The sequence below is a fragment of the Corynebacterium sp. MSK071 genome, assembly GCF_030232125.1.
GTDB classification, from domain to species: Bacteria; Actinomycetota; Actinomycetes; order Mycobacteriales; family Mycobacteriaceae; genus Corynebacterium; species Corynebacterium kefirresidentii.
The window spans coordinates 14,430-33,352 of record NZ_JASPJA010000013.1; the positions used below are offsets into that span (position 1 = coordinate 14,430).

Genomic DNA, 18,923 nt, shown 5'->3' on the forward strand with positions numbered 1-18,923 from the left:
ATCCGCTGCCTATTAGAAGCGGACAGCGGAGTGAATCGGCATGTAGTTCATGTCGCGCTCCTGAACCGGAACACCGGAGTTCAAAGCGTCAATGATGGTGCCGTGGCCGGTGTAGATGCCGACGTGGGATGCACCACCGTAGTAAGCGATGATGTCACCCGGCTGCAGCTGATCCAGCGGTACCGGAGTACCAGCGGAGGCCTGTGCCTGAGAGGTACGCGGAATCGGCTTGCCAGCCTGAGCGTATGCCCAGCTGGTCAGGCCGGAGCAATCGAAGGCGTTCGGGCCTGCAGCGCCGTAAACGTACGGGGAGCCGATAACGGAGCGAGCTGCTGCCAGCGCCTTCTGACCCACGGTCTGCTGTGCCGGAGCTGCCTGCTTGTGGCCGGCGGGTGCATAGGTGGTGTTCTGCTGGTCAGAAACCTGGCCCAAAGACGGAACGTAGCGGTCAATGTTCGGGACCTGGTCAATGTTCGGGACGGTTTCCAGACCTGCTACCTCGAAGCGGTAGTCAGTATTAGGTACGACGACCTCTGCCGCCTGTGCTACGCCTGGCGCAACGACAGCTGCGGTGGCAGCCAATGCTGCGGTAGATGCGATTCGACGGGTGTTCTTAATGCCCTGACGACGGTGCTGTGCCATGAGAAAAACTCCAAATCTTCCTGCGCGCCTACTTCTCTACTAAGAGAAGCTCTGACCCTGGGGGACTAGCGTTCGTTGGAAATCCGTTCCTTTAGGAATTCCTCCACTCGGCCCCTCAGTAGGAGGAGCCAGATGCGGCGCTGTAATTCTTCTGTTTAGATTGAGCACCTTTCGGGCGGTAACTCAATGTCTCGAATAGGTTACGAAATCATTACAACCGATGTCCATTCGCACTACCCAATTTTGCTTTGTTATCGGTTCGTTACCTTCCCTTGACCTAGACGAGACTTATCACCCATAGAACGAAATAAGTTCACCGCTAGCAGAACTTATAAACCTACTACCTGCATAAATATCAAAGCTCAGACCACACCGCTCAAAGCCGTATGTTCACAATGCTGACACTCAACAATTAAGCAAGTTCTAATTTGTGACTTTAGCCACTAGCGCCTTTGGTGGCCCTATTCAGCCTTAAATTGGCCCCTTCTACTCCACCGCAAGGTAGCTCCTTCACGGCAGTCGCGCCTCCCTACATAGCCGGGCAGTATAGGCCTCTCGCCGCGTACAGATGTTTAGCCGAAACCAATAGTGAAGGTCACCGCGAGACTAGAAAATAGGGCGCTATTGCAAGGAACTTGAGAAAGCCCCTACAAAATGCAGCATCGAAGTTTAACTGCCCGTAGGGACAACGCCAAACGAAAAAACAAGCCCGGCTATGAACGCCCGCCGAGGCGCTCCATGGCCTTCTCACGCGTTTATCGTCTAAACATTGCTCCTCAATGCTCCAAGGCCGCCCGCAGCGTAGGGGCTCCATTCCAGTACTCTTTCTGCGCTTCGGGATTACACCTCAACAACAACAGCCCCTAGAGAAGTATTGGCCCAGCAAAACGCAAAACCCACCCTTGCTCCTTCAGCAGGAGCAGGGTGGGTCTATGAGCGTGTTTCGAGTAACCCTCAGGACAAGGTCTTAGATGCGGCCGTTTTCCTCGTCCTCGCGGCGGTTAGCCTCGTTGAGGCGACGGAACATCTCCGCTTCCTCATCGTGGTTATCCGAGTGGATTTCATGGACGCGGTGCATGAGCGCCTCATCGTCAGGGCTAAAGGTTCCCTGAGTCTCGGAATCCGCCAAGCCGAGCTGGTTGAGCTGCTTTGGAACCTGAGCACCTGCGTACTCGAGGGGAACTGGGTGACCATCGGCATCAACCGGGCCGAGCGGCTGGTGAACCTCAATGAAGGCACCATTCGGCATCTGCTTGATAACGCCGGTCTCGATACCGTGCTCCAGAACCTCACGGTCAGAGCGCTGCAGACCAACGCAGATGCGGTAGGTCATGAAGTATGCAATCGGAGGCAAGATGATCAAGCCGATACGACCAACCCAGGTCATCGCGTTGAGCGAAATCTGGAAGAAGTGCGCTACGTGGTCGTTACCACCGGACAGCGTGACCAGCAAGAAGAATACGATGGCAGCTGCGCCGATAGCGGAACGGGTAGGAACATCGCGCGGACGCTGCAATAGGTTGTGGTGTGCATCGTCACCGGTGAACTTCTTCTCCAAGAATGGGTATGCCATAAGCAGTACGACCATCAGACCACACAGCAGAGCAACCCAGAACGCGGAAGGAATGGTGTAGTTGCCAATGTAGAGCTCCCAAGCTGGCATGACACGGGCAACACCATCAGTCCACAGCATGTAGATATCCGGCTGAGAACCGGCGGAAACCTGGGACGGGTTGTATGGTCCAAGCGTCCAGATGGCGTTGATGGTCAGCAGACCAGACATCAGAGCGAGTACGCCGGCGACCATCATGCCCATGCCAATTGCCTTGGTAGCAAAGACCGGCATAATGCGGACACCAACGACGTTGTTCTCGGCACGGCCCGGTCCCGGGAACTGGGTGTGCTTCTGGAACCAAACCATAATCAGGTGGGCAGCAATCAGGCCGAGGATGATGCCCGGAATGACCAGAACGTGCAGGATGTAGAAACGATCCAGCATCAGGTCAGACGGGAAGTCACCGCTGAAGATTGCCCAGTGCAGCCAAGTGCCGATAATAGGCAGGCCGAGGATGATGGCGGACATGATTCGCAGACCAACACCGGAAAGCAGGTCATCCGGCAGGGAGTAACCGAGGAAGCCCTCGATCATGCCCAGCAAGATGAGTGCGCAGCCGATGATCCAGTTTGCTTCACGTGGACGGCGGAATGCGCCGGTGAAGAAGATGCGGAGCATGTGAGCCACCATGGACATCATGAACAGCAGGGCTGCCCAGTGGTGCATCTGGCGCACAAACAGACCGCCACGAACCTCAAAAGAGATGTCCAGCGCAGTGGCGTAGGCGCGAGACATTTCCACACCGTTCAACGGTGCGTAGGTGCCGTCGTAAATGACCTTCGTAATGGAAGGGTCGAAGAACAACGCCAAGTAGATACCGGTCAGTACAAGAATGATGAAGCTGTACAGCGCCATCTCACCGAGCATGAAGGACCAGTGGGTCGGGAAGACCTTGTTCAGCTGAGTCCTCAGCACACCGGCGGCGCTATAACGCTCATCCATATTGTTGCCCATTTGGGCGAGTTTATTGCTCATTATGACTTACGCTCCCAGAATGCCGGGCCGACAGGCTCAATGAAGTTGCCCTGTGCAACGAGGTAGCCCTCGTCGTCCACCGTGATAGGCAGCTGTGGCAGTGCACGGGCTGCCGGACCGAAGACCGGCTTGCCGTAGTGCAAAGCATCGAACTGCGACTGGTGGCATGGACACAGGATTCGGTTGGTCTGAGCCTCATAGAGAGAGGTCGGGCAACCGATGTGAGTACAGATCTTGGAGTAGGCGTAGTAGTCGCCGTGGTGGAAGTCTTCTTGACCTTCGCGCTCGATGGCCTTCTGCGCATCGTTGTGACGCAGTCGGATCAACATCACGGCGTTGCGGTTGCCGTGAATTGAGTGCATGTGGTGCTCGTAGACATCGCGCTCGGCATCGTACTTATCGCCATCGTTGACGTCTTCTTCTGCCAGCGGGAAGACGGTCTCCATACCGCCTGCTGCCAGATCCTCCGGACGCACGCGAACCAGGCGGGTAACGCCCTTGGTGCTGTAGTGCTCGCCGGTTTCACCGGAGTGCTTCTCAGCGATGGTACCGGTGTCGCGGGCCAGGTAAAGTTTGAAACCTTCATTATGAAGGGTCCAGCCGGAGGTCCACAGAGTTCCGTCACCGGCGTAGTTCAGGTTGTGGCGAACCTTCCATGGGTTCTTGATTGCGCCGCCCAGCGGTGCAATCACCGTCAGGCCAAACAGAACGCCGGCTCCGCCCAACAGCCCCTGAACGGTCTTACGGCGACCAAGGGTGGAAGTCTTCCAAGAATCATTCAGCAACGCGGTCAAGGTACGACGGTCAACCTCTTCGGAAGGACCGTCATGGCGACGCTGTACGGAAATCTCCTCTGGGAGGATCTTCTTAACGTATTGAACAATGGCGATACCCAACGCACAAATTGCGAGTGCGGCGGTAATACCCAGCAAAGGAGTGTAGAGGGTGTGCCAAATGTGGCCCTCCTCCCCTAGCTGCTTGTACTGCCACGGCCAGAACAGGTAAACGCCGAGGAATCCCAGCCCGCCGATGACAGACAGGAAAAGCCAGATGGCGACGTTGCGGCCCGCACGCTTTTCAGCCGGGTCGCCTTCAACCGGGAAGCGCTCCTTGCGGAACGCGACGGTGACATCATCGAGCTCGGTACCTAGAGCAGCGAGTTCATCGTTGCTCATCTTATCGAGCTCAGCATTAGTGTAATTCTTCTTTACATTGCTCATGAGCGCGATCCAATCCACATAGCGGCGGCGCACAGGGCGCTAATGCCGATAATCCACATTGCCAGGCCTTCCGCTACGGGGCCGAGGCTACCAAGGTCCCAACCTGCTGGGGAAGGAGTTTCCTTTGCAGACTTGAGGTAGGCAATGATGTCCTTCTTCTCGTCTGCAGTCAGCTGGCGGTCGGAGAACTTAGGCATGTTTTGCGGGCCGGTCAGCATTGCCTGGTAAATCTCCTGCTCGCTTGCCGGGGCAAGCTCAGGAGCGAACTTACCGGAGGACAGCGCGCCACCCTGGCCGGTGAAGTTGTGGCAAGATGCACAGTTCATGCGGAAGAGCTCAGAGCCCTTCGCTACGTCTTCTGCTTGGATTTCGCCATTGTAGTTAGCACCACGCAGGGATTCCTGGGCAACGCTTCCGTCATCGTTGTAAACGATGTCTGCGCCGCCACCATTGGCTGCTACGTATGCAGCCAATGCCAGAGTCTGCTGCTCGGTGTAACGCGGAGCTTTGCGCTCTGCCTGCGCATCGTTAGACATCATCGGCATACGGCCAGAGTGTACTTGGAAGTACACAGAACCAGCGCCGATGCCAACGAGGGAGGGACCGCGGCCTTCGATGCCCTGCAGATTGGCACCGTGGCAAGTGATACAAGCGGTGTCGTAGATGTCCTTGCCCTCCTGAACGAGGGCTTGGTCATCTTTTTCCGCCGTGGCGACCTGTGCGTCTGGGGTCAAGGCAGAAGCCAAGACGCCCGCACCGGACAGGCCAATCGCCAAAGCGAAGCCACCGGCGATGGTGCGCTTCGCCTTGCGGCGACGGCGGGTCTTCTTAGCCGCCGCAGTGGTCTGCTCCACTGCCACGGACTGCGAATTGTTATCCATCATTTTCCTTTAGATAACTCGAACACGGGAGGACTGTTTGGGGATAGTGGCCAGTTCTACTGGACCAAGTAAATAACGGTGAAGACGCCGATCCACACAACGTCAACGAAGTGCCAGTAGTAAGACACTGCCATTGCGGCGGTAGCCTGCGCCGGCGTGAACTTGGACTTAGCAACGCGCGCCAGGATGATTGCAAAAGAAATCAGACCTGCGGTCACGTGCGCAGCGTGGAAGCCGGTGATGATGTAGAACACCGAACCGAAGACGCTGGACTGCACAGTCACACCTGCGTGAATCAACTCGGTCCACTCGAATGCCATGATGCACAGGAACACAACGCCCAGTACCAGCGTCACGGTGTACCAGAGTCGAAGCTTGTAAACGTCACCCCTTTCTGCGGCAAACACGCCGAACTGAGAGGTCACAGAAGAAGTAATCAGCACTGCCGTAATGAGGAAACCCATGGGCAGGTTGATATGGGCGGTGTGCTCCGCCCAGTCGCCTTCTTGACCGTTTGCTCGCGAGGTGAACCACATCGCGAACAGTCCGGCAAAGAACATCAATTCCTGAGACAGGAACACGATGGTGCCCACACTGACCATATTTGGTCGGTTCAGTGAGGCAGCACGTGGTGCTGTCATACCTTGGTTAGAAACTACGCTCGTCACAGAGGCCATTATGGCTGTTCTGGGCGGCAAAGTCACCTCGATTCCCCCCGTTATCACTATTCATTTTTGATACTTTAGCCAGCAAACGTTCAGCCAGTTCCCTGCGATATTTTTATTTTTTCCGCCGGGAACTTTTTGCTCTGCTTTACGACGCCCCATCGATGCAGGTGACAACACACGACGGCCCACGCTTAGAAATTCCCGAGCGCCCCCACCTCAATAATTCTGGCCTGTAGATACATTAACAAGTACGCGAGATTGATACTTTCTGGAGAGATAAATCACATCCACCCACCACCCCAAACCCGCAGGTCTACAACTTTCGGTCGACCCCCGCGAAAAGATGCCTCTACGTGGCCGAATGGCACAGACGGTTAGGCAACTGCCTTGTTGGATGTGCGGCCACTACCCCACCCCTAAAAGTTTTTTGGAATCTAGGGAACTTTTTCGCGGAACATCCGACTACCGATCGCCAAAGCCCTCCTAGCTTCCATAGCTAGGAGGGCGGAGAAGTTTTAGGCGGGGGATTTCTTCAGAGTGAAGAACTAGTGCTTTTCCTTTGGCAGACCGTACTGCAGGGAAAGACCGGTGCAAGCCGCGATGAGGCAGACAGCGCCGAGAGCGATCAGCCAGAAGTAAAGGAAGATGACACCCAGGCCAAGGAGCGCGATAGCACCGGTCATAGCCAGCGGCCAGATGGAGCCTGGAGAGAAGAAGCCAAGGATGCCAGCAGCGTCCTCTGTCTCTGCCTCTTCCCAATCCTCTGGGAGGACGTCGCTGCGGTTATCGGTGAAGTGCAGGTAAGCACCAAGCATCATGCACAGCAGGAAGGCAAGGAACATACCCACGATGCCAACCCACTCGGCACCGTACAGATAGCCGTCGTCCTTAACGAAGGTAACGCCGAAGATGTAGACAATCAGCGAGACAAGAAGGTAGGTCGCGATTGAGTAAAAGACTTTCGATGTTGCACGCATTGTGTTGTGTCCTTATCTCTTATGCCGCCGTGTTGACGAAGTTGTCACCATTAGCGGTATCACGCTCGCCGGAGAACGGGTGGGTGGTAACCGCGTATGGGTCCTGACCGATTTCCTTGAGAGCCTCGGCGTTGGTAGCTTCCGGATTGTTCTCGCGGAACTTCATGTACTTGTTGAAGTCCTCTGGGGATACAACGCGGATTTCAAAGTTCATCATCGAGTGGTAGGTACCGCACATCTCGGCACAGCGACCAACGAATGCGCCCTGCTTCTCAATCTTTTCCACCTGGAAGCTACGCTCCTGAGCGTTTGCCTCTGGGTGTGCGTAGACGTCGCGCTTAAATAGGAACTCCGGTACCCAGAATGCGTGGGATACGTCCCCAGAAGCGAGACGAAATTCAATCGCGGTATCGGAAGGAAGAACCAGAACCGGAACCTCTTCGGTAGTACCGACGGTCTCAATCTTGTTGTAGTTCAGGTAGGAAAGGTCGCCCATGGACTTGCCGTGGATTGGGTTCGGGTTATCGATACCCTCTGGGTCGTGAGCAGACTTTTCTGCCTCGGCCTGACGTTCCTTATCAGCACCGTCATAGTTCTCACCGTTAACGTGGTTCTCCGCGTAACCGAACTTCCAGTTCCACTGGAAAGCGGTGACGTCGACGACGACCTTCGGATCCTTATCCAAGGCGGTAACTTTCTGCTGGGTCTGAACGGTAAAGAAGAACAGGCCCATGATAATGAGGATCGGAACGATGGTCAGAACCATCTCAAGCGGTACGTTGTACTGAATCTGGCGCGGGAACTCGCCCTTGCCATCCTTCTTCGCCTTCTTCGCGCTCCAGCGGAAGATAGCGGTGAGGAATAGGCCCCACATAATAAAACCAACGATCCATGCAGCAACCCAGACCCAAATCCAGAAGTTGTACATGGCCTCTGCCTCAGGGGTAATACCCTTTGGCCAACCGAATCCTAGGAGGTTCTCTACAGCAGTTGGCGCCTGAACGTCACAACCTGCCAGAGCGAGTCCACCCAGAGCAAGTGCGCCAGCTACGCCCGCCTTGCGGGCAAAGGTGCGCTTATTACGCTGTCCCACGTGTGTTCTGCCTTTCTGTCCACACAAAACTTCTCGAATACTCACAGAGCACTCTTACCCAATCAGAATAGAGGAAAATTGCCAGATTCCCAGCCTATTTAAAGGCATAAAAGGGCACCTAGTGCACTCATTTCATATTCTCCTTCTTGTAGGTTACCGCCCCACCTGCACAATGTTCCAACCGGACCCTAAGGTTCCAACACGGCCATGTGTGTCAATTCACAGCTTGCCCGGGGATACATCAACCGAAAGTTCGCACCCTATCGGGGAAGCTTTTTCCAAGGCAGCCAACAGCTTTCCTTAAGCCGTGGCGTGTTCTAGTTTGCACCTCTCGAGCCGTAAAGTGGGTGACTAGCAATAGACGCTTATATTAAGGAGCAATCTTTACATGTGCGGACTTCTTGGCATGCTCGCCGCCACGGGCGACGTAGATAAGTACGTTGACGCGCTAGAACGTTCCCTGCCTTGCATGCGCCACCGCGGCCCAGATGCGGCAGGCACCTGGCACGACGGCGATGCTGCCTTTGGCTTCAATCGCCTGTCCATCATTGACCTAGAACACTCCCACCAGCCCCTTCGCTGGGGTCCGGAGGACCAGCCTGACCGCTACGCCATGACCTTCAACGGCGAAATCTACAACTACGTAGAACTACGGGAAGAGCTCAAGGGCCTCGGCTATACCTTCCATACCGAAGGCGATGGTGAGCCTATCGTGGTGGGATACCACCACTGGGGCAAGGACGTGGTGAACCACCTGCGCGGCATGTTCGGCATCGTCATCTGGGACACCCACACTAAGACGATGTTTGCTGCCCGCGACCAATTCGGCATCAAGCCGCTGTACTACGCCACCACCGACGCTGGCACTGTCTTTGCCTCCGAGATGAAGTGCATTCTGGAAATGGCAGACGAGATCGGTCTAGAGCTCAACCTTGACCGCCGCGCCATTGAGCATTACGTCGACCTGCAATACGTCCCGGAGCCGGAGTCCCTCCACGCGAATATCCGCCGCGTGGAATCCGGCTGCACTGTTACCCTTCGTCCAGGCGAAGAGGTTGTCCTCGAGCGCTACTTCAAGCCCCGCTTCCCTGTTCAACAGGTAAAGCAAGGTGAAGAGCAGCAACTCTTTAACCGGATTGCGGAGGCGCTGGAGGATTCCGTAGCTAAGCACATGCGCGCCGACGTCACCGTAGGCTCCTTCTTGTCGGGCGGCATTGACTCCACAGCTATTGCCACCCTGGCTAAGCGCCACAACCCTGATCTGCTGACTTTCACCACCGGCTTCGAGCGCGAGGGCTACTCTGAGGTCGATGTCGCGGCAGAGTCCGCGGAAGCTATTGGCGTGGAGCACATCGTCAAGATTGTCTCCCCGGAGGAGTATGCCGAGTCCATCCCGAAGATCATGTGGTACCTGGACAATCCGGTAGCTGACCCTTCGCTGGTGCCGCTCTATTTCGTGGCCCAAGAAGCCCGCAAGCACGTCAAGGTTGTTCTTTCCGGTGAGGGCGCGGACGAACTCTTTGGTGGTTACACCATCTATAAGGAGCCACTGTCCCTCGCTCCCTTTGAGAAGATCCCTTCCCCACTGCGCCGAGGGTTGGGCAAGCTCTCCCAGGTGCTGCCAGAAGGCATGAAGGGCAAGTCTTTGCTCAACCGTGGCTCGATGACCATGGAAGAGCGCTACTATGGCAACGCACGTTCCTTCAATTTTGAGCAGATGCAGCGGGTTATCCCGTGGGCGAAGCGCGAATGGGACCACCGTGAGGTTACTGCGCCCATCTACGCCCAGTCTGAGGGCTTTGACCCGGTCGCACGCATGCAGCACCTAGACCTCTTTACCTGGATGCGCGGTGACATCTTGGTCAAGGCCGATAAGATCAATATGGCCAACTCGCTTGAGCTTCGCGTGCCCTTCTTGGACAAGGAAGTCTTCAAGGTGGCCGAGTCCATCCCTTATGACCTGAAGATTTCCCACGGCACCACCAAGTACGCACTGCGCAAGGCAATGGAGCAGATCGTTCCGGCCCACGTTCTGCACCGCAAGAAGCTGGGCTTCCCCGTGCCGATGCGCCACTGGTTGGCCGGCGACGAGCTCTACGGCTGGGCCCAAGACACCATCAACGAATCCCAGACCGAGGACATCTTCAATAAGAAGGAAGTTCTCGAGATGCTCAAGGAGCACCGCGACGGCGTCTCCGACCACTCCCGCCGTTTGTGGACCGTACTGTCCTTTATGATTTGGCACGGCATCTTTGTGGAAAAGCGCATCGATCCGCAGATCGAGCAGCGCGACTATCCAGTCAAGCTCTAAGAGCCTTCCACACATACACAAGAGGGTGGGTGCCATCGGCACCCACCCTCTTTGCTGTCCTTCTTTTTAGTTGAAGGAATCGCCACAGGCGCAAGAACCGGTGGCATTCGGGTTATCGATGGTAAAACCCTGGGACTCGATGGTGTCAGCGAAGTCAATCTTGGCACCGGTCAGGTAAGGAACGGACATCTTGTCCACGACGAGGTTTACGCCGCCTACCTGGTCGACCTTGTCACCATCCAAGGTGCGATCATCAAAGTAAAGCTGGTAGCGCAGGCCAGCGCAGCCACCAGGCTGAACGGCAATGCGTAGGGAGAGATCGTCGCGGCCTTCCTGATCAAGCAGCGCCTTTGCCTTAGCGGCTGCTGCTTCAGTCAGAATGACGCCGGTTGCGGAAGCTGGAGCGGTCATCACTTCTCCTCAATAAGTATTGGTTTCGTTGCCACTACCCTACCCGCTTCTTTCAGGTGGGAAAAGGTAGCCCACTGCTACAACATCTACTGGGCCGGGCCTATTCCCCTATTCGCGCCTAAACCTTGTAGTGTGAGGAGCGTGAAACTCCCGTGGCAAAAAGATGACAAGACCTCCACTGAGCCCGCTCCTGCGCAGGACAAGGCGCAGGAAGAAATTCAGAAAGAGCCCCAGCGCAAGGGCTATACCCCACCGAAGGGTCGTCCTACGCCAAAGCGCTCCGAACAAGAGATCGCGCGCGGCGTAAAGCGCGATCCCCATGGCATGTCCGAAGCACAGCGTTACCAGCACCGCAAGGACATGAAGAAGTCCATGAGCAAGGACGAGTGGAAGGAATATAAGAAAAAGGAGCGCCAAGAGCGCCAGCAGGCCAACCGTGAGCAGCAGGCCCGCATGGCTGACGGTGATCCGCGTTTCCTTCCCGCTCGCGATCAGGGCGCAGAACGCGGCTATGTGCGCGATTGGGTAGATGCGCGCCGCAGCTTGAGCAATTGGGTTATGCCAATGGCCCTAGTTCTCATCGTGGTCGTGTTCTTGACTTACGCGGTACCAAGCATCGCGACGGTCATTAACGCGGTGGCGATGGTTATCCTCATTATCTTTGCCATCGAGGGCATCATCTTGGCCCGCCGCTGCAATAATGCCGTGCGTACCAAGTTCCCTGGCACCACTGAAGCCGGCTTTAGCCTGGGCTTTTATGCATATTCCCGCGCCAGCCAGCCGCGCAAGTGGCGCATTCCGCGCCCCCGCGTGGAGCTCGGTGCTGACGTTTAGGGAGATGTGCTCATGGCCATTCCGCAGCCCGATTCTCAGGCACGTACCGCACACGACGCACAGCTCGCGCCTTATGGGCGCCTGACCGAAGCCGCCCAATGGCTAGCCGCCTGCCAAGGCAGCGCCCCCGCTCAGGAGCCGCAGCGTATACGAGCCATCGTCTTTGCTGAGCAGGAGCCCCAGCTACCGGCTCCCGAGACCGCTGCGCGTCGGGCCGGGGCCGGACTGAATGTAGTCACGGTGACGGATCTATCCCAGGCATATGACTTGGGAGCCGCTACCGCAGATGCGGAAATTGATGCCGGTGCGGACCTACTGATTCCCGGCGGCGTGGAAAGCGCCCGCGTCCCCGCCGTGGTCATGGCGACGATGACGCAGACGGAGCCGGTAGTGATCGTCGGCAAGCAGCCCAGCGTGGAAGACTGGAAGCGAGAGGTCTCTGCCATTCGAGATGCTATGTTCCGCGCCCGCAACCTCGAGGGCATGGAGCTCGTAGCCTCCTGCCAGTCTGCGGTGCTGGCCGCTGCGGTGGGGCTCATTACCCGAGCCGCGGAGCGTCGCACGCCCCTCCTTATCGATGCCCCCTTAACCGCAACCGCGGCGCTCCTTGCCGAGCGCGATAACCCTGGGGTGAAAGAGTGGCTCTTTGCCACTACCCTTTCCACCGCCCCTGCCCATGAGTTGGCGCTAAGAAAACTGGGCCTCCAGCCACTGCACCAACTGGCAATGGAGCCGGAGCCCACCCTCGGCGCCCTAGCGGCGCTGCCGATGCTACTTACCGGAGTCGAGATCGCCGCAGACGCCTAAGCCGCGGCCTATTTCACCAGGGTATGCAGCCAGCCATGGGTATCTTCCACGGCACCGCGCTGAATTCCGGTTAGGTGCTCGCGCAAGGTCATGGTGATCTCGCCTGCTTCATTGCCATTGACCTGGAAATCGGCGGAATCGCCCAGCACGTGGCCCACCGGGGTGATAACCGCGGCAGTACCGCAGGCAAAGGCCTCCGACATTGCGCCGGATTCTGCATCGCGCTGCCATTCCTCGGCCGTAATGCGGCGTTCGGTGACCTTGTAGCCCAGGTCTTGGGCAACTTGCAGAAGAGATTCGCGCGTGATGCCCGGCAACAAGGAACCGGATAGTTCTGGCGTAACAATCTCCACATTCTCGCCGGAGCCATAGACAAACATGAGGTTCATTCCGCCCATTTCTTCGATGTAGCGGCGTTCAATAGCGTCCAACCAGACCACCTGGTCACAGCCTTTTTCATCCGCCTGGGCCTGGGCCAATAGCGAGCCCGCATAGTTGCCCGCAAACTTGGCCGCGCCGGTGCCGCCGGGCGCTGCGCGCACGTAGTCGGTGGACAGCCAAACAGATACCGGTTTGATGCCACCACTGAAGTAGGAACCCGCTGGGGAGGCTATTAGCACGTAGCGGTAGGACTTGGCCGGGTGAACCCCCAAGGAAACCTCGGTGGAGATCATAAAGGGACGCAGATACAACGCCGCTTCTCCACCGGCTTCCGGTACCCAGTTCTTATCTACTTCCACCAATTGGCGCAAAGACTCAATAAACTCCTCTTTCGGCAGCTCCGGCATAGCCAAGCGTTCAGCAGAGTTGATAAACCGCTGGGCATTATGGTCTGGACGGAAGGTGGCAATGGAATCATCGGGCTGACGATAGGCCTTGATGCCTTCAAAGATTGCCTGCCCGTAGTGGAATACGTTGCTTGCCGGTTCCATTGTCATCGGCCCGTACGGTCTTACCTGAGCATTGTGCCAGCCCTTTTCTTCGGTCCAATCAATGGTGACCATGTGGTCCGTAAAGTGCTTGCCAAAGCCGGGGTTGGCGAGGATTTCGCTCAATTCCTCCGCAGACGTGGGATTATCGGTCCGAGTAATCGTGTAATCAAGCATGCCCACAATCTACCCCTTTATCTATAGCGAGGCAGGAATAAGTTCACCGCTGCGCGGTACAGTAGAGGGAAGATTGATAAGCCTTTTTATAAAGGAGGACACTATGGCACAAAACGAATTGCCCGCACGCGGTCACTTTCCCAAGCTAAAGCTGGGGAAGAAGGTTCCAAAGAAGGCGGACGCACTACTAATTGCTGCGTTCGAGGGCGAAGGCGGGCTAGAACTGCCGGGCACCGAGTTGCTAGGGGCTGCCGCACTGCGCTCCACCTACGAAGCACTGGTGGCCGTAGGGGCTTCCGGCACCGCCGGCGAGGTCACGCGAGTACCGGCTCCAGCTAAGGCTGGCGTAGCCTCCATCATCGCCGTGGGATTGGGCGAAGCAGAAGAAGTAGACGATGAAACGCTGCGCCGCGCTGCAGGCCAGGCCGCCCGCTCCATTACCAAGATTGAACAGGTAGCTACCTCTCTGGGCGATTTTGGCATCGCCCCAGTGGTAGAAGGCCTCATCCTCGGCGGCTATAAGTACTCCGGCCTACGCAGCGAGCCATCTACGATGCCCACCACCTTTACCGTAGTGGCCGAGAAGTCAGCCCAAGAGGAATTTGAAAACGCGAAGATTACCGCTGAATCCGTTCTTCTCGCCCGCGATCTGGTCAATACTCCATCCAACCTGCTCTACCCAGAAAGCTACGCCGCTTTCCTTTCCGCCCAAGCAGCAGAGGCGGGCCTTGAGGTAGAGGTCTTGGATGAAAAGGCCCTAGAAAAGCAGGGCTTTGGCGGCATCCTGGCGGTCGGGCGTGGCTCTGCACGTCCGCCGCGTTTGGTCCGCTTGAGCTGGCGCCCGAAGAAGGCCAAGCGCCACGTCGCGCTGGTGGGCAAGGGCATTACCTTTGATACCGGCGGCATTTCCTTGAAGCCAGGCGCCAAGATGTGGGACATGATTTCCGATATGGGCGGTTCCGCCGCGATGGTCGCTGCCATCATTGCTGCGGCAAAGCTGAACCTCAAGGTGGGTATCACCGCTACCCTGCCACTGGCAGAAAACATGCCGGGCAGCGATGCCACCCGCCCAGGTGACGTCATCACCCACTACGGCGGCATTACCTCCGAGGTGCTCAACACCGATGCGGAAGGTCGCCTCGTGCTTGCTGATGCGATTGCGCGCGCCAGCGAGGACAACCCTGACTACCTCATTGAAACGGCTACTCTCACCGGTGCCCAGATGGTTGCTCTAGGTGAGCGGACCGCCGGCGTTATGGGTTCCGAGGAATTCCGTGACCGCATGGCCGAAATCGGCCGCGAGGTGGGCGAAAAGGCTTGGGCAATGCCGCTACTGGAGGAACACGAGGAATCGGTAAAGTCCGCCAGCGCCGATATCCGAAACATCAACGCCAAGCGTGAGGGCGGCATGGAATATGCCGGCACCTACCTCCAACACTTTGTGGGTGAAGAAATCGAATGGGCCCATATCGATGTGGCCGGCCCTTCCTTCAACACCACTGGCGCTTATGGATACACCCCAAAGATGGGCACCGGCGTACCCACCCGCACGGTGGTAGCAGCCCTGCGCGAAATTGCTGAATTAAAATAGCACCACAGCAGGCTTTATGCGATTAAACTCCTAAAGGCATGAAGCCTGCTCTCATTATCGTTGACGTTCAATATGACTTTTGCCCCGGCGGTGCCTTGGGTACCGAACGAGGCAATGAAGTCGCTGCCAAGATCGCTACCCTGCAACAGGATTATGACACCGTCGTAGCCACGCAGGATTGGCATATAGATCCGGGCTCTCACTTTTCCCAGAGCCCGGATTTTGTTGATTCTTGGCCCGTGCACTGTGTAGCCGAATCCCACGGAGCGGCCATGCATGAGGCTATCGGGCCGACCCAAGCCTACTTCCGCAAGGGTGAATACACCGCCGCCTATTCCGGATTTGAGGGTGCTGCTAACGGCACCCTGCTTGCTGACTGGTTGCGCGAGCACCACATCGATGCCGTAGACATCGTGGGCATTGCCACCGATCATTGTGTTCGTGCCACCGCTGCTGATGCCCTACAGGAGGGGTTCACCGTCCGCGTTCTGCGTGACTATTGCTCCCCGGTAGATGAATCTCGCGGTGAGGCGGCGTTGCAAGAGTTGGGCGCTGCCGGTGCCACGATCTGCTAGGCAAAAGAAAACGCCTGCGGCCCTCGAACCGAAAGTGGTCCGAGGGCCGCAGGCGTCTCTCTACAAGGTTTTTCCATGTATCGGCTAAAACAGCCGCCCTCTGGAAACATGAGGGGTTCTCTCTATCTCTCTCGCATGCGCTCTCTCAAACGCATGAATTTAGTATGGGTTACCGATATTGGATACGGGTGGAAAGATCCTGAAAGTTTCCTGTTGACCTAGCAACCACATTCCTTCACCCTCCCACCACGCATCGCTAGGCCTAGACCACATGCGGTAAACCCTGCGCTGGGTGAAGCGTTTGTTATACGGTGATCTGCGTCCCCACGGGTGCCCGAGCACGGGCTGAGAGTGCGCTACAGCTGCGCATCTACCGTTCGAACCTGTTTGGTTAATACCTACGAAGGAAGAGAGGAGAGCCTGCCATGACGGCTGCCCCAGAAAACCACCCCAAGCATTCCTATTCCCCCCATTCGACACAACGGCTTAGAGGTCCCAGAGACCGAAATCCACTTGGACGATTCCCCTCCTGCCCCTAACGAGCCCTTCCGCGTTTACCGCACGCGTGGTCCCGAATGCGCACCGGAGCAGGGGCTTCCGGCATTACGCACCGAGTGGATTCAAAAACGCGCGGATACCGAAGAATACCAAGGCCGCAACCGAGAGCTCGCTGACGACGGCCGCGCCGCACAGCGCCGCGGTGCTGCCTCCCAAGAATGGAAGGGCTCTAAGCGCCTGCCACTTAAGGCGAAGGCAGGCCAACGCGTTACGCAGATGCATTATGCCCGCCAGGGAATTATTACCCGAGAAATGGAATTTGTAGCTCTGCGCGAGCATTGCGATGCGGAATTCGTACGTCAGGAGGTCGCTCGCGGCCGCGCGATTATTCCCAATAATGTCAACCACCCCGAGTCCGAGCCCATGATCATTGGCCGCAAATTCCTTACCAAGATTAACGCCAATATCGGCAACTCAGCGGTTACCTCCTCCATCGATGAGGAAGTATCCAAACTGCGCTGGGCTACCCAATGGGGTGCGGATACCGTCATGGACTTGTCTACGGGTGACGATATCCACACCACTCGCGAGTGGATCTTGCGCAACTCTCCGGTTCCCATCGGCACCGTCCCGATTTACCAAGCATTGGAAAAGGTCAATGGCGTAGCGGAGGACCTCACGTGGGAAATCTTCCGTGATACCGTCATTGAGCAATGCGAGCAGGGCGTGGACTATATGACGATTCACGCTGGTGTGCTTTTGGCCTATGTGCCTTTAGCTAGCAATCGCGTGACTGGCATTGTAAGCCGCGGCGGCTCGATTATGGCGGGCTGGTGCTTGGCCCACCACAAAGAATCCTTCCTTTACGAACACTTTGATGAGTTATGCGAGATTTTTGCGCAATACGATGTTGCATTTTCGCTTGGCGACGGCCTGCGGCCCGGCAGCCTAGCCGATGCGAACGACGCAGCCCAGTTCGCTGAGCTTAAGACGATTGGCGAACTTACCCGCCGGGCTTGGGAGTATGACGTCCAAGTCATGGTGGAAGGCCCTGGGCATGTCCCGCTCAACATGATTCAAGAAAATAACGAGCTCGAGCAGGATTGGGCCTCTGACGCGCCCTTTTATACTCTCGGCCCGCTAGTTACCGATATCGCTCCCGGCTATGACCACATCACTTCTGCCATCGGCGCGGCCCATATCGCTATGGGTGGCACGGCGATGCTGTGCTACGTGACTCCGAAAGAGCACTTGGGCCTACCCAATCGAGATGACGTAAAAACTGGTGTCATTACCTATAAGATTGCCGCGCACTCCGCGGACGTGGCCAAAGGTCACCCTGGCGCCCGTGCCTGGGATGACGCGATGAGCAAGGCCCGCTTTGAATTCCGCTGGAATGATCAGTTTGCGCTTTCCCTCGATCCGGAAACCGCGCAGGCTTACCATGACGAAACCTTGCCTGCCGAGCCAGCAAAGACCGCCCACTTTTGTTCCATGTGTGGCCCCAAGTTCTGCTCTATGCGCATCAGCCAAGACATTCGGGATATGTTTGGCGGGCAGATGGCCGAGCTAGGCATGCCAACGCTAGGTGAGCAAGTCCGCGAGGCCGTCGACGGCACTGCACCGGAGAAAGGCATGCAAGAAAAGTCTGCCGAATTCCGCCGCCGCGGCTCCCAGGTCTACCTACGTGAAGAGAGCGATCTAGCTTAATTCAGTCCCCGTATCGGGGTTCTCGCCGCGCTCGAACCGGGCGCGGCGTTTTCTTTGTTCTTCCCTTTTACGCAGAATGCGGTTTCGCTCCAGGCGTTCACGCATGCGCTGCGGGTAGCCGGTTTCTTCCACGTCATAAATATCGCAGCTCAATAATGCGGCCACCGCGTCGATACCCTTTGGCCCGCCGATGCGACGGCGGATGAACTCGCCGTTTTCATCGACAACGACAACCGACATCTCGTTGACCACTGTTTCCGGCTCTACAAAGGCCTCTACATACATTCTTCCGGCGGCCCACTGTTGCAAATCCTGCGCGTCTTCTGGGCGGATGGTCTCCCCCGGTCCGCGGGGTGGTCGCAGTGACGATCTGGACTTGTTGCGGCGGAAGGGGTTGAACATAATTCCCTAGCTTACCCGGAAGGAGGGTAGTTACTAACCCCACATCTGCACGAGGGTGAGCATCACGCTGTAAGATTGTCGGGTAGCGATAGAACACTTCCAACTTTCGAGGAGTCTTATAACTCATGGCGAACTCCGTTGAGATGCCCGAGCTGGGCGAATCCGTAACCGAAGGCACCATCACGCAGTGGCTCAAGTCCGTCGGCGACACCGTCGAAGTAGACGAGCCTTTGCTCGAGGTCTCCACCGACAAGGTCGACACCGAAATCCCCTCCCCCGTAGCCGGCACTATTATTGAAATTAAGGCTGACGAGGATGACACCATCGAGGTTGGCGAGGTCATTGCCATCATCGGTGACGAGGATGAGGCAGGCTCCGCATCCAACGACTCCTCCGCTGACAAGGACGAGGAAGAAGCAGAAGAAGCTCAGGAAGAGTCAAAGGCTGACTCTTCTAACGGCGGCTCCGGCGATGCTTCCGACGTGGAAATGCCAGAACTTGGCGAGTCCGTCACCGAAGGCACCATCACGCAGTGGCTCAAGTCCGTCGGCGACACCGTCGAAGTAGACGAGCCTTTGCTCGAGGTCTCCACCGACAAGGTCGACAC

General features: G+C 57.0%; 16 protein-coding genes, 1 pseudogene and 1 riboswitch. Of the genes and pseudogenes, 7 read left to right on the forward strand and 10 right to left on the reverse strand.

Features of this window, described 5'->3' with window-relative positions; genetic code table 11:
- Window positions 1-12: 12 nt before the first annotated feature.
- From QP990_RS10515 to QP990_RS10545, 7 genes are all read right to left on the reverse strand, one after another.
- Window positions 13-642 (reverse strand): C40 family peptidase, encoded by a 630-nt coding sequence (locus QP990_RS10515; protein WP_023021178.1) that lies wholly within the window; start codon window positions 640-642, stop codon window positions 13-15.
- Window positions 643-1,609: 967 nt separating this feature from the next.
- Window positions 1,610-3,232: a cytochrome bc complex cytochrome b subunit gene (locus QP990_RS10520; protein WP_023021177.1), complete on the reverse strand. Its 1,623-nt coding sequence runs from the start codon at window positions 3,230-3,232 to the stop codon at window positions 1,610-1,612.
- Complete coding sequence (locus QP990_RS10525; protein WP_239207515.1) at window positions 3,232-4,452, reverse strand: ubiquinol-cytochrome c reductase iron-sulfur subunit; 1,221 nt, start codon at window positions 4,450-4,452, stop codon at window positions 3,232-3,234. Before QP990_RS10525 ends, QP990_RS10520 begins: the two co-directional genes overlap by 1 nt.
- Window positions 4,449-5,336, reverse strand: coding sequence for a c-type cytochrome (locus tag QP990_RS10530; protein WP_049361051.1), 888 nt, complete (start codon window positions 5,334-5,336; stop codon window positions 4,449-4,451). The genes QP990_RS10525 and QP990_RS10530 overlap by 4 nt, the downstream gene beginning before the upstream one ends.
- A gap of 53 nt (window positions 5,337-5,389) precedes the next feature.
- On the reverse strand, window positions 5,390-5,974 hold the full coding sequence (locus tag QP990_RS10535; RefSeq protein ID WP_193387608.1) for a heme-copper oxidase subunit III: 585 nt from the start codon (window positions 5,972-5,974) through the stop codon (window positions 5,390-5,392).
- A 572-nt stretch (window positions 5,975-6,546) separates the two neighbouring features.
- Window positions 6,547-6,978 (reverse strand): cytochrome c oxidase subunit 4, encoded by a 432-nt coding sequence (locus QP990_RS10540; protein WP_023021173.1) that lies wholly within the window; start codon window positions 6,976-6,978, stop codon window positions 6,547-6,549.
- A gap of 19 nt (window positions 6,979-6,997) precedes the next feature.
- Entirely contained in the window at window positions 6,998-8,071 is a 1,074-nt protein-coding gene (locus QP990_RS10545) for a cytochrome c oxidase subunit II (RefSeq protein ID WP_049361049.1), read from the reverse strand.
- A gap of 388 nt (window positions 8,072-8,459) precedes the next feature.
- Between QP990_RS10545 and asnB the strand changes: the two genes are divergently transcribed.
- A complete protein-coding gene (gene asnB / locus QP990_RS10550; protein ID WP_284799154.1) occupies window positions 8,460-10,382 on the forward strand; it encodes an asparagine synthase (glutamine-hydrolyzing) in 1,923 nt (640 codons plus the stop codon).
- Window positions 10,383-10,448: 66 nt separating this feature from the next.
- Here the strand turns inward: asnB and QP990_RS10555 are convergent, their stop codons facing one another.
- Window positions 10,449-10,793 carry an iron-sulfur cluster assembly accessory protein gene (locus QP990_RS10555; RefSeq protein WP_005324455.1) on the reverse strand — a complete coding sequence of 115 codons (345 nt, stop codon included), beginning with the start codon at window positions 10,791-10,793 and terminating at the stop codon, window positions 10,449-10,451.
- A gap of 141 nt (window positions 10,794-10,934) precedes the next feature.
- Between QP990_RS10555 and QP990_RS10560 the strand changes: the two genes are divergently transcribed.
- A complete protein-coding gene (locus QP990_RS10560; protein ID WP_284799155.1) occupies window positions 10,935-11,627 on the forward strand; it encodes a DUF3043 domain-containing protein in 693 nt (230 codons plus the stop codon).
- 12 nt (window positions 11,628-11,639) lie between these two features.
- Window positions 11,640-12,434: a nicotinate-nucleotide--dimethylbenzimidazole phosphoribosyltransferase gene (locus QP990_RS10565; RefSeq protein ID WP_200288853.1), complete on the forward strand. Its 795-nt coding sequence runs from the start codon at window positions 11,640-11,642 to the stop codon at window positions 12,432-12,434.
- Between the two features lie 8 nt (window positions 12,435-12,442).
- Here QP990_RS10565 and QP990_RS10570 read toward each other — a convergent pair whose 3' ends face one another.
- Window positions 12,443-13,540, reverse strand: a complete 1,098-nt coding sequence (locus QP990_RS10570; RefSeq protein ID WP_234288174.1) for a branched-chain amino acid aminotransferase — start codon at window positions 13,538-13,540, stop codon at window positions 12,443-12,445.
- Window positions 13,541-13,643: 103 nt separating this feature from the next.
- Here QP990_RS10570 and QP990_RS10575 point away from each other — a divergent pair, with 103 nt between their 5' ends.
- The 3 genes and pseudogenes from QP990_RS10575 (at window position 13,644) to thiC (ending at window position 17,914) form a co-directional block, all read left to right on the forward strand.
- Window positions 13,644-15,131 carry a leucyl aminopeptidase gene (locus QP990_RS10575; RefSeq protein ID WP_284799159.1) on the forward strand — a complete coding sequence of 496 codons (1,488 nt, stop codon included), beginning with the start codon at window positions 13,644-13,646 and terminating at the stop codon, window positions 15,129-15,131.
- A 38-nt stretch (window positions 15,132-15,169) separates the two neighbouring features.
- Complete coding sequence (locus tag QP990_RS10580; protein ID WP_284799161.1) at window positions 15,170-15,706, forward strand: isochorismatase family protein; 537 nt, start codon at window positions 15,170-15,172, stop codon at window positions 15,704-15,706.
- A gap of 316 nt (window positions 15,707-16,022) precedes the next feature.
- Window positions 16,023-16,133: riboswitch (TPP riboswitch) on the forward strand.
- Window positions 16,132-17,914, forward strand: a pseudogene (gene thiC, locus QP990_RS10585) (phosphomethylpyrimidine synthase ThiC). Its footprint overlaps the riboswitch before it by 2 nt.
- Here thiC and QP990_RS10590 read toward each other — a convergent pair.
- A complete protein-coding gene (locus QP990_RS10590) occupies window positions 17,906-18,316 on the reverse strand; it encodes a hypothetical protein (protein WP_023021164.1) in 411 nt (136 codons plus the stop codon). The pseudogene thiC and the gene QP990_RS10590 sit on opposite strands and share 9 nt — an antisense overlap.
- Window positions 18,317-18,441: 125 nt before the next feature.
- On the opposite strand from QP990_RS10590, the gene QP990_RS10595 reads away from it, so the two are divergent.
- Window positions 18,442-18,923, forward strand: a 482-nt coding sequence (locus QP990_RS10595; protein ID WP_284799162.1) for a biotin/lipoyl-containing protein, incomplete at its 3' end; no start/stop codon positions are given.